General features: G+C 70.0%; 8 protein-coding genes. 6 read left to right on the plus strand and 2 right to left on the minus strand.

Annotated features, from left to right (window positions below; translation table 11 throughout):
* Nucleotides 1-72 precede the first annotated feature (72 nt).
* Together ABZU25_RS31250 and ABZU25_RS31255 are read right to left on the minus strand one after the other, a co-directional pair.
* Nucleotides 73-846, minus strand: a complete 774-nt coding sequence (locus ABZU25_RS31250; RefSeq protein ID WP_355032933.1) for a DeoR/GlpR family DNA-binding transcription regulator — start codon at nucleotides 844-846, stop codon at nucleotides 73-75.
* A 37-nt stretch (nucleotides 847-883) separates the two neighbouring features.
* Nucleotides 884-2887, minus strand: a complete 2004-nt coding sequence (locus tag ABZU25_RS31255) for a beta-galactosidase (protein ID WP_355032934.1) — start codon at nucleotides 2885-2887, stop codon at nucleotides 884-886.
* A 282-nt stretch (nucleotides 2888-3169) separates the two neighbouring features.
* Between ABZU25_RS31255 and ABZU25_RS31260 the strand changes: the two genes are divergently transcribed.
* The 6 genes from ABZU25_RS31260 (at nucleotide 3170) to ABZU25_RS31285 (ending at nucleotide 10321) form a co-directional block, all read left to right on the plus strand.
* Nucleotides 3170-4498, plus strand: a complete 1329-nt coding sequence (locus ABZU25_RS31260; RefSeq protein ID WP_355032935.1) for an ABC transporter substrate-binding protein — start codon at nucleotides 3170-3172, stop codon at nucleotides 4496-4498.
* A gap of 21 nt (nucleotides 4499-4519) precedes the next feature.
* Entirely contained in the window at nucleotides 4520-5476 is a 957-nt protein-coding gene (locus ABZU25_RS31265; protein WP_355032936.1) for a sugar ABC transporter permease, read from the plus strand.
* The gene (locus ABZU25_RS31270; protein ID WP_355032937.1) at nucleotides 5473-6354 is read left to right on the plus strand and encodes a carbohydrate ABC transporter permease; all 882 of its coding nucleotides are present in this window, start codon (nucleotides 5473-5475) and stop codon (nucleotides 6352-6354) included. The genes ABZU25_RS31265 and ABZU25_RS31270 overlap by 4 nt, the downstream gene beginning before the upstream one ends.
* The gene (locus tag ABZU25_RS31275) at nucleotides 6351-8558 is read left to right on the plus strand and encodes an alpha-galactosidase (RefSeq protein WP_355032938.1); all 2208 of its coding nucleotides are present in this window, start codon (nucleotides 6351-6353) and stop codon (nucleotides 8556-8558) included. The genes ABZU25_RS31270 and ABZU25_RS31275 overlap by 4 nt, the downstream gene beginning before the upstream one ends.
* 80 nt (nucleotides 8559-8638) lie before the next feature.
* Nucleotides 8639-9055 carry a YciI family protein gene (locus tag ABZU25_RS31280; RefSeq protein WP_355032939.1) on the plus strand — a complete coding sequence of 139 codons (417 nt, stop codon included), beginning with the start codon at nucleotides 8639-8641 and terminating at the stop codon, nucleotides 9053-9055.
* Between the two features lie 6 nt (nucleotides 9056-9061).
* Nucleotides 9062-10321, plus strand: coding sequence for a sigma-70 family RNA polymerase sigma factor (locus ABZU25_RS31285; protein WP_355032944.1), 1260 nt, complete (start codon nucleotides 9062-9064; stop codon nucleotides 10319-10321).
* Nucleotides 10322-10500 lie beyond the last annotated feature (179 nt).

Genomic DNA, 10500 nt, shown 5'->3' on the forward strand with positions numbered 1-10500 from the left:
CCGCGGCGTTTGAGGGGCCACTTTCCCTGTTCTTGCTCGGATCTTGACCAGGGCGGCGCGAGGAATCGCCGCTCAAGCCTCGACGATCACCAACTCGCCGACCTGCTCGCCGATCGTGGTACGCGCCTCGGCCGGCAGCCCGGCGTCGGTGATCAGCACGTCGGCGGCCTCCAACGGGGCGATGGTGGCGATGCCGATGGTCTCCCACTTGGTGTGGTCGGCCAGCACCACGAACCGGCGGGCGGCGCCGATCAGGCACCTGTTGACCCCGGCCTCCAGCAGGTTGGGCGTGGTGAATCCGGTGCGCGGGCTGAGCCCGTGCACGCCGAGGAACAACAGGTCGACGTTGAGCGCGCTGATCGCCGCCTCGGCCACCGGCCCGGTCAACGCGTCCGACGGGGTGCGGATGCCGCCGGTCAGCACGACCGTCTGGTCGGCGCGCGGGTCCTGGTAGAGCGCGTCGGCCACCGGGATCGAGTTGGTGACCACTGTCAGCCCCCGAACGTCGGAGAGCAGCGTGGCAAGCGCGGCGGTGGTGGTGCCGGCGGAGAGCGCGATCGCCATCCCCGGCTCCACCATCGTGGCCGCCCGCTCGGCGATGGCGCGCTTCTCCGCCTGTTGGCGGATCGACTTCGCGGCGAAGCCGGGCTCCTCGGCCGAACCCGGCCCGGCGAGTGTCGCGCCGCCGTGCACCTTGTCCACCAGGCCGCGCTCGGCCAGCACCTCCAGGTCGCGGCGGATCGTCATGTCGGACACGCCGAACCGGCTGACCAGGTGACTCACCCGTACACCGCCACGTTGGCGGATCAGGTCGAGGATGGCGGTCTGCCGCTGTTGGGCGAGCATCTGGGGATTCTCCTTCGTACCGTGGCCGTCGCCGAGGTCAGGCCGGATGATCGGTCCGATCCTCGCGGACGACCGCCACCGCACCGGCCGGCAGCGTCAGCTCACCGGAGCACCGTGCGCCGGTCAACAGCTCGGTGCCGGTCACCGGGAGCCTGGCCTCCGCCTCGGTGTGGTTGATGACGAACAGCCAGCTCTGGTCGCCGTCGCGCCGGCGTACCACCTCCACGCCGGACGGCGCTGGCGCCGCCGGGCGCACGCCGGCCTCGCCGACGAGCCGGGCGACCAGCCGGTCGGTGGCCGCCTCGTCCAACCGGGTGCCGACATACCAGGCGGCACCGTCGCCGACCCGGTGTCGGGTCAGCGCCGGCACGCCCGGCAAGGGCCCGTCGGTGTACGACGCGAGCACCTCCGCTCCGTCCGGGTGCAGCCACTCGGTCCACACGTCGGCGGTGCTGCCGTCGTCGAGGCGGACCTGCTCGCCCTCGCGCAGCGGGAAGAACTCCTCGGTCCGTACACCGAGCAGTTCGCGGAACGCGCCGGGGTAGCCGCCGAGGCGGATGTGGTCGTTCTCGTCGACGATGCCGCTGAAGTAGGTGACCGCCGCCGTCCCGCCGCCCTCGACGTAGCGGTGCAGTGCCGCGACGTCGGCGTCCCGGACCAGGTAGAGGGTTGGCGCCAGGACCAACCGGTAGCCGCTGAGATCTGCCGACGGGTGGACGACGTCGGCGGTCACGCCGGCCCGCCACAGTGCGCCGTACAGGGCGTTCAGCCGGTCGGCGTACCGCACGTCGACGCTGGGGTGTGAATCCAACTCGACACCCCACCACGCCTCCCAGTCGAACAGGATCGCCACGTCGGCGTCCACGCGACTGCCGCGTACCTCGGCGAGCGCCTTGAGGTCGGCACCGAGTTGGCACACCTCGCGGAACACCTTGGTGTCCGGCCCGGCGTGCGGCACCAGCGCGGAGTGGAACTTCTCCGCACCGGACCGGGACGCGCGCCACTGGAAGAACAGCACGCCGTCGGCGCCCCGGGCGACGTGCGCCAGACTGTTGCGGCGCAGCTGACCGGGCAGCTTGGCCACGTTGCGCGGCTGCCATTGGACGGCGCTTGTGGAGTGCTCCATCAGCAGCCACGGATCGCCGCCGGCGACGCCCCGGGTGTGGTCGGCGGCGAGCGCCAACCCGAGGTGCGCCTGCGGGTCGGCGGCGGTCAGGTAGTGGTCGTTGGACACCAGGTCCACGTCGTCGGCCCAGGACTGGTAGTCCATGTGCTTGACGCCCATGCCGATCATGAAGTTGGTGGTGATCGGCTGACGGACCAGCGTCCTCAGCACCTCGCGTTCCGCGCGCAGTTGGGCGCGCAGCTCGTCGGAGGAGAAGCGCAGGAAGTCCAACTGCTGCGTGGGGTTGGCGAAGGCCGGCGCGGTGCGCGGCGGGTTGATCTCGGCCCAGTCGCCGTAGTGCTGACTCCAGAACGCGGTGCCCCAGGCGTCGTTGAGCCCGTCCAGGTCGCCGTAGCGCTCCCGCAGCCAGCCGCGGAACGCCTCGGCGCTGACGTCGCAGTAGCAGTGCGCGTTGTGGCAGCCCAACTCGTTGGAGATGTGCCACATCACCACGGCGGGATGCTCGGCGTACCGGCCGGCGACCGCCCGTACCACCTCCAGCGACCGTTCCCGGAAGATGGGCGAGCTGGGGCAGTACGCCTGTCGGCCGCCCGGCCAGAGGATCGTGCCGTCGGCCCGGCGGGGCAACGTCTCCGGGTGCGCCCTCGCCAGCCACGGCGGCGGGCTGGCGGTGGCGGTGGCCAGGTCGACCTGGATCCCGCCACTGTGCAGGAGGTCCAGCACCCGGTCCAGCCAACCGAACTCGAACCGGCCCGGGGTGGGCTCCAGCAGCGCCCAGGAGAAGATGCCGACCGAGACCAGGTTGACCCCGGCTCGGCGCATCAACTCGACGTCCTCGGACCAGGTCTGCTCGGGCCACTGCTCGGGGTTGTAGTCGCCGCCGAAATAGATGCCGTTTCCGTGCCATTGCCGCATGAGAGCTGAGGGTGCACCTCGCACGGCGCGGAAGTCAACAGGTTCCAACATTGATCCGCTTTCCAACGTTTACCGCGTTACCGCTGTATCACAACTGGGTTATCGAAGGTGATCTGACCTCTTGACAGCGCCTGACCGAGGGGTAACTTGAGGCCCCAATGGCCGTTCGTGTTGACCAATGTGGATTCTCGGTGGATCCCGATGGTTGATCACGTCGCCGGACTTCTTACCCCACCTCTGACGGCCCTTCGCGTAGCACCTCTTCATCCGCAGGAGGCACAGATGTCCCGTCCCCGATCCCAAGCCGAGTACCTGGCTCGGCTCGTACCGCCCTCCGTCGCCGGCATCAACCGACGCTCGCTGTTGGCTGGCGCGGCTGGCACGGGCGCGCTGCTCGGCACCGGCCTCCTCGCCGGCTGCGGCGACGACTCCGACTCCGGCGGGTCCAGCAAGGACGTGTCGCTCGGCTCGAACCAGTCCGACCCGAAGCCGAAGGAGGTCCTGGTCAAGGTCACCGACGGGTTCAAGACCGCGTCCGGCGTCCAGGTCGCGGTGAACACCGTCGACCACAACACGTTCCAGGAGAACATCAACAACTACCTACAGGGCAAGCCGGACGACGTCTTCACCTGGTTCGCCGGCTACCGGATGCGCTTCTTCGCCCAGAAGGGCCTGGCCGGCGACGTCAGCGACGTCTGGGGCAAGATCTCCGGCTACTCCGACGCCTTCAAGAAGGCGTCCACCGGCGACGACGGCAAGCAGTACTTCGTGCCCGCGTCCTACTACCCCTGGGCGGTGTTCTACCGCAAGTCGGTCTGGCAGCAGCACGGCTACCAGGTGCCCACCACCCTGGACCAGTTCACCGCGCTCGGCGAGCAGATGAAGAAGGACGGGCTCACCCCCATCGCCTTCGCCGACAAGGACGGCTGGCCCGCGATGGGCACCTTCGACATCCTCAACCTGCGGATCAACGGCTACCAGTTCCACGTCGACCTGATGGCCGGCAAGGAGGCCTGGACCTCTGACAAGGTCAAGAAGGTGTTCGACACCTGGGCCGGCCTGCTCCCCCTGCACCAGCCGGACAGCCTCGGCCGCACCTGGCAGGAGGCCGCACAGTCGTTGCAGCAGAAGAAGAGCGGCATGTACCTGCTCGGCCTCTTCGTCGGCCAGCAGTTCACCAACGAGGAGCAGAGCGACCTCGACTTCTTCACCTTCCCCGAGATCGACCCGTCGATCGGCGCCAAGGCCCTCGACGCGCCGATCGACGGCTACATGATGGCCCGCAAGCCCAAGAACGAGGACAACGCCCGCAAGCTGATGGAGTATTTCGGCGGCAAGACCGCCGGAGACATCACGGTCAAGAGCGACCCGACCACCCTGGTGGCCAACACCAGCGCGGACACCAGCGGCTACACGGCGTTGCAGAAGAAAGCCGCCGAGCTGGTCGGATCAGCCACCGAAATCGCGCAGTTCCTCGACCGGGACACCCGACCGGACTTCGCCTCCACCGTGATGATCCCGGCGATCCAGCAGTTCATCAAGAACCCCAAGGACATTGGCGGGCTCACCTCGTCCATCGAGAACCAGAAAAAGTCGATCTTCACTGACTGACGGCGGAAGGGGAAGGACATCGTGTCCGACCTGCCCCTGATCCAAGCGGATCACGCCGTGCCGCCGCCGGCGGCGACCACCTCCACTGGTGGTCGTCGCCGGCGGCTACGGCTCCTGTCCCGCACCGACCGCGTGGTCATCACGCTGATGGTGCTCGTCCCGCTGCTGCTCGTCACCGGCTTCGTCTGGTTGCCGGCCGCGGCGACCGTGCTGCTGTCCGGCACCGACTGGGACGGCATCGGCCCACTCAACGAGATCGAGTTCGTCGGCGCGCGCAACTACAGCGACGTGGTGAACATCTACCCGCCGTTCGTGCCGGCGATCCAGCACAACCTGCTCTGGCTGGCCGCCCTGTTCGTGGTCGCCACCCCGTTCGGCATGTTCCTGGCCGTCCTGCTGGACAAGGAACTGCGCGGCAGCCGCTTCTACCAGACCGCGCTCTACCTGCCGGTGGTGCTCTCGCTGGCGCTCATCGGCTTCGTCTGGCAGTTGCTCTACTCCCGCGACCAGGGCCTGATCAACGCGGTGTTCGGCAGCAGCATCGACTGGTACGGCGACTCGAGCGTCAACATCTGGGCGGTGATGATCGCCTCCGGGTGGCGGCACGTCGGGTACATCATGCTGCTCTACCTGGCCGGTCTGAAGGGCGTCGACCCCTCGCTGCGGGAGGCCGCGGCGGTCGACGGCGCCTCGGAGAGCCGGACGTTCTTCCGGGTCGTGTTCCCGGTCATGCGGCCCATCAACATCATCGTGCTGGTGGTGACCGTGATCGAGTCGCTGCGCGCGTTCGACCTGGTCTGGGTCGTCAACAAGGGCCGCAACGGACTGGAGCTGATCTCCGCGCTGGTCACCCAGAACGTGGTGGGTGAGGCGAGCCGGATCGGCTTCGGCTCGGCACTGGCGACGATCATGCTGGTCGTCTCGCTGGTCTTCATCACCATCTACCTGGCGACCGTGCTGAGGGAGAACCGGGAATGAGCGTCGACACTCCGGTCCGCCGCCGCCGACTGACCCCGGCGCGGCTGCTGCTGCACGGCTTCCTCATCGTCGTCTCGCTGGCGTGGCTCTTTCCGATCGCCTGGGCGGTGCTGACCTCACTGCGCTCGTACGACTACACCGCCGCCAACGGTTACGTGTCGTTCGGCGGCTGGACCCTCGACAACTACGTCACGGCCTGGCGGACGGCGGAGTTCGGCAAGCACTTCCTCAACTCGGTGTACATCACAGTGCCGGCGGTGCTGCTCACCCTCTTCCTCGCCTCCTGCGTGGCGTTCGTCATCGCCCGGTTCAGCTGGAAGCTCAACGTCGTCCTGCTCGGGGTGTTCACCGCCGCCAACCTGCTGCCCCAGCAGGCGCTGCTCATCCCGCTGTTCCGGCTGTTCACCGAGGTGCCGCTGCCGGAGTTCATGAGCGACTCGGAGCTGCTCTACGACAGCTACTGGGGCCTGATCCTGATCAACGTCGCCTTCCAGTGTGGATTCTGCGTCTTCGTGCTCAGCAACTACATGAAGGCGCTGCCCCGCGACCTGTACGAGGCGGCGATGGTCGACGGAGCGAGCATCTGGCGGCAGTACTGGCAGGTCACCATGCCACTGTGCCGGCCGGCGCTGGCGGCGCTGGCGACGCTGGAGGTGACCTGGATCTACAACGAGTTCTTCTGGGCCACCGTCCTGATGCGCACCGGTGACAAGTTTCCCGTCACCAGCTCGCTGAACAACCTGCGCGGCGAGTTCTTCACTGACAACAACCTGGTCTCGGCGGGCAGCGTGCTCGTCGCGATCCCCACCCTGGTGATCTTCTTCATGCTCCAGCGGCACTTCGTTCGGGGCCTGACCTTGGGAGCTTCCAAAGGATGACCATCCTGCACCTGCGCCGCGCGCGGACCAGCCTGGTGCTCGACGCGCGCGGCCCGGGGCTGCCCCGGATCGTGCACTGGGGCGGCGACGTCGGCGACCTCGACGACGACGCCCTACGCCAGCTCGCCGAAGCGACGGTGCCGCCGGTGGTGCCGAGCAGCTTCGACGAGCCGCCCGCGCTGTCCCTACTGCCGGAGGCGAGCGCCGGCTGGGGCGGCCGACCGGGGCTGGCCGGGCACCGCGACGGACGAGACTGGTCCACCTCGTTCCACCTCGACGGGTTGGACCTGCGCGACATCGGCCCCGACCCGGGCCACCTGGCAACGGGCGGCGAGGTGGTGGGCGTACTCCCGGCCGACGGTGGGCACGGCGGGCCCGGCGCGGCGCTGCTGACCGTGCGGGCGTCGGACCGGGCCGCCGGTCTGGCCCTGACCAGCGAGATCACGATGGACCCGCACGGCCTGCTGACCGTCCGCCACCGGCTGCGCAACGACGGCGACACGGCGTACGAGCTGCGGGAGCTGACACCGGTGCTGCCGGTGCCGGCGGTCGCCACGGAGTTGCTCGACCTGACCGGCCGGTGGTGTCGGGAACGGTCCCCGCAGCGGCACCCGTGGCCGCACGGCGCCTGGGTCCGTGCGGGTCGGCACGGCCGGACCGGGCACGACGCCACGCTGCTGCTGGTGGCGGGCACTCCCGGGTTCGGCTTCGGCCACGGCGAGGTGTGGGCGGTGCACACCGCGTGGAGCGGCGACCACGTCACCGTCGCCGAGCGCCGGCCCACCGGCGAGTCGACACTCGGCGGCGGCGAGTTGCTGGCCCCCGGCGAGATCCGGCTCGGCCCCGGCGAGTCGTACGACACTCCCCTGCTCTACGCGGTCTGGTCCGACGTCGGGCTGGACGGGCTCAGCGACGTGCTGCACACGCACCTGCGGGCTCGACCCGGGCACCCGCGCTCCCCCCGACCGGTGACCCTCAACGTCTGGGAGGCGGTCTACTTCGACCACGACCTGGACCGGCTGCGGGCCCTCGCCGACCGGGCCGCGCAGATCGGCGTGGAGCGGTTCGTGCTCGACGACGGTTGGTTCCGCGGCCGGCGCGACGACACCGCCGGCCTCGGTGACTGGTACGTCGACGAGGGCGTCTGGCCCGACGGCCTGCAACCGCTTGTCGACCACGTGACCGGACGGGGCCTGGAGTTCGGCCTGTGGGTGGAGCCGGAGATGGTCAACCCCGACTCCGACCTGTTCCGCGCGCACCCGGACTGGCTGCTCGCCGTGCCGGGCCGGCTGCCGCCGGCGTGGCGCAACCAGCAGGTGCTCGACCTGGGCCGCCCGGAAACCTACGACTACCTGCTGGAACGCCTCGACGCGCTGCTCACCGACCATCCCGGCATCAGCTACCTCAAGTGGGACCAGAACCGGGACCTCACCGAGGCCGGGCACCACGGCCGCCCCGGCGTGCACGGGCAGACCCTGGCGGTCTACCGGCTGCTCGACGAGTTGCGCCGCCGGCATCCCGGCGTGGAGATCGAGAGCTGCTCGTCCGGCGGCGCCCGGGTGGACCTGGCCATCCTGGCCCGCACCGACCGGGTCTGGGCCAGCGACTGCAACGACGCCCTGGAGCGGCTCAGCATCCAGCGCTGGACCGGGTTGCTGCTGGCACCGGAGCTGGTCGGCACGCACATCGGCCCGCAGCGCTCGCACACCACCAACCGCGTACACGACCTGGGCTTCCGGGCGGCGACCGCGCTCTTCGGCCACCACGGCATCGAGTGGGACATCGCCTCGATCAGCGCCGCCGAGCAGACCGAGCTGGCCGCCTGGGTGGCTCTGCACAAGCGGCTGCGCCCGCTGCTGCACTCCGGCCGGGTGGTCCGGGTCGACCACCCGGACCCGGCCGTCTGGGCACACGGCGTCATCGACCACGACAGGACCCGTGCGGTGTACGCGGTGGCGCGACTGAGCACCTCGGTGACGCAGACTCCGGGCGCGGTCCGACTGCCCGGCCTGGACCCCGGGCGGCGTTACCTGGTGCGACAGGTGGCGGACGTACCGGCTCCGGCGACCATCCAGCGCTCCGCGCCGGCCTGGCTGGCGGGCGGCGTCACCCTCAGCGGGGCGGCGCTGGCCCGGGTGGGTGTGCAACTGCCGGCCCTGCATCCGGAGCAGAGCCTGGTGCTGGAGGTCTCCGACATTGGCTAGATAATTCTTCCGCCGGAGTGTCGAGAACGGCCTCGCCTGCTTCTACCTCAGGGTGAGAGCACCGAGGATGGTGCCCAGGCATGAGGAGCGAGACGATGAAGTACATGCTGCTGATGCAGTTCAGCGCCACCGGGACCGACTTCCCGAGCATCGACACCTGGACCCCGCAGGAGGTCCAGGCGCACATCGCGTTCATGGGCGAGGTCAACGACAAGCTCACCGCCGCCGGGGAGTGGGTCGACGCGCAGGGTCTCGGCGGCCCGCAGCAGGCCCGGATCGTCCGCGCCGGTGAGGGCGGAGCGCCGGTGGTCACCGAGGGGCCGTTCGCCGAGACGAAGGAGTTCCTCGCCGGCTTCTGGATCGTCGACTGCGACAGCCCGGAGCGGGCGGTGGAGCTGGCCGCGTACATCTCCACCGCACCCGGCCCCGGCGGCCGGCCGCTGAACATGCCGATCGAGGTGCACCCGGTGATGTCCGCCCCACCCCAGGAGCTGTGAGGGCTGATCACCGACCCCCGCATCGAGGACCTGCTGCGCGAGTTGGCGCCGCAGGTCCTCGGCGTGCTCGCCCGCCGTTTCGGTGACTTCGCCACCGCCGAGGACGCGGTGCAGGAGGCGCTGCTGGCCGCCGCCACCCAGTGGCCGGCCGAAGGGTTGCCGACAAACCCACGCGGCTGGCTGATCCAGGTCGGTTACCGCCGGATGATCGAGCTGATCCGCGGTGAGCAGGCCCGGCGGCGCCGGGAGGACCTGGTCGCCCGCCGCGATCCGGACGACCGGCAGTACGCACCGGCCGCGGACGAGGAGTTGACCGCCGAGCGGGACGACACCCTGGTCCTGCTGATGCTCTGCTGCCATCCGGCGCTCGCCCCGACGTCGGCCGTGGCGCTGACCCTGCGGGCCGTTGGCGGGCTGAGCACCGCCGAGATCGCCCGCGCGTTCCTGGTGCCCGAGGCGACAATGGCGCAGCGGATCAGCCGGGCCAAGCAGCGCATCCGGGCGTCCGGGCTGCCGTTCCGGATGCCCGACCCGGCGGAGCGGGCCGACCGGCTCGCCAGCGTGCGGCAGGTGCTCTACCTGGTCTTCACCGAGGGACACACAAGCACCACCGGCCCGGACCTGCGCCGGATCGACCTCGCGGTGGAGGCGATCCGGCTGACCCGCGCGTTGCACACGCTGCTGCCCGACGACAGCGAATCGACAGGGCTGCTGGCGTTGATGCTGCTCACCGAGGCGCGCGGCCCGGCGCGGACCGGGCCGTCCGGCGAGCTGATCTCACTTGCCGACCAGGACCGCAGCCGCTGGGACGCGACGGCGATCGCCGAGGGCATCGCCCTGGTCACCCAGGCTCTGCCGCGTGGGCCGGTAGGCCCGTACCAGGTGCAGGCCGCCATCGCCGCCCTGCACGACGAGGCGCCGAGCACCGAGCAGACCGACTGGCCACAGATCCTGGCGCTGTACGAGGTGCTGGAACGACTCGTCGGCACCCCGGTGGTGGCGCTCAACCGGGCCGTGGCAACCGCCATGGTGCACGGACCGGCGGCCGGCCTCGCCGCCCTCGCCGCGCTGACCGACGACCCCCGACTGGCCGGGCACCACCGGCTGCCCGCCGCCCGCGCCCACCTGCACGAGATGGCCGGCGACCGGGAGCAGGCGATCATCGACTACCGGACCGCCGCCGCACGCACGAGCAGCCTGCCCGAACAGCGCTACCTGACGATGCGGGCAGCCCGACTCGCCGCCCAGTCCGTTGATCCTCCGTGACCGGAAGAAATCAACTGCTCCCGCCGGGTACGACCCCGGCAGCTTCAGGCGCCACAGCTGGCAATCTTGGACACTTCCCGTTCCCGCGGCGGTCTCAGTCGGTGGTTGCAACGCCGAGGAGTTGGGCCATTCTTTCAGCTGGGGTGTCGATGTTGAGGGTCTTGCGGGGTCTTGCGTTG

Origin of the sequence: Micromonospora sp. NPDC005215, from assembly GCF_040607915.1 — a bacterium.
In the GTDB taxonomy this organism is placed as follows: domain Bacteria; phylum Actinomycetota; class Actinomycetes; order Mycobacteriales; family Micromonosporaceae; genus Micromonospora.

Bases quoted from the DNA above. Each gene is read 5' to 3' on its own strand.
- ABZU25_RS31260 (WP_355032935.1), top strand. From the start codon at position 3,170: ATGTCCCGTCCCCGATCCCAAGCCGAGTACCTGGCTCGGCTCGTACCG.
- ABZU25_RS31275 (WP_355032938.1), top strand. From the start codon at position 6,351: ATGACCATCCTGCACCTGCGCCGCGCGCGGACCAGCCTGGTGCTCGAC.
- ABZU25_RS31280 (WP_355032939.1), top strand. From the start codon at position 8,639: ATGAGGAGCGAGACGATGAAGTACATGCTGCTGATGCAGTTCAGCGCC.
- ABZU25_RS31250 (WP_355032933.1), bottom strand. From the start codon at position 846: ATGCTCGCCCAACAGCGGCAGACCGCCATCCTCGACCTGATCCGCCAA.
- ABZU25_RS31255 (WP_355032934.1), bottom strand. From the start codon at position 2,887: ATGCGGCAATGGCACGGAAACGGCATCTATTTCGGCGGCGACTACAAC.
- ABZU25_RS31270 (WP_355032937.1), top strand. From the start codon at position 5,473: ATGAGCGTCGACACTCCGGTCCGCCGCCGCCGACTGACCCCGGCGCGG.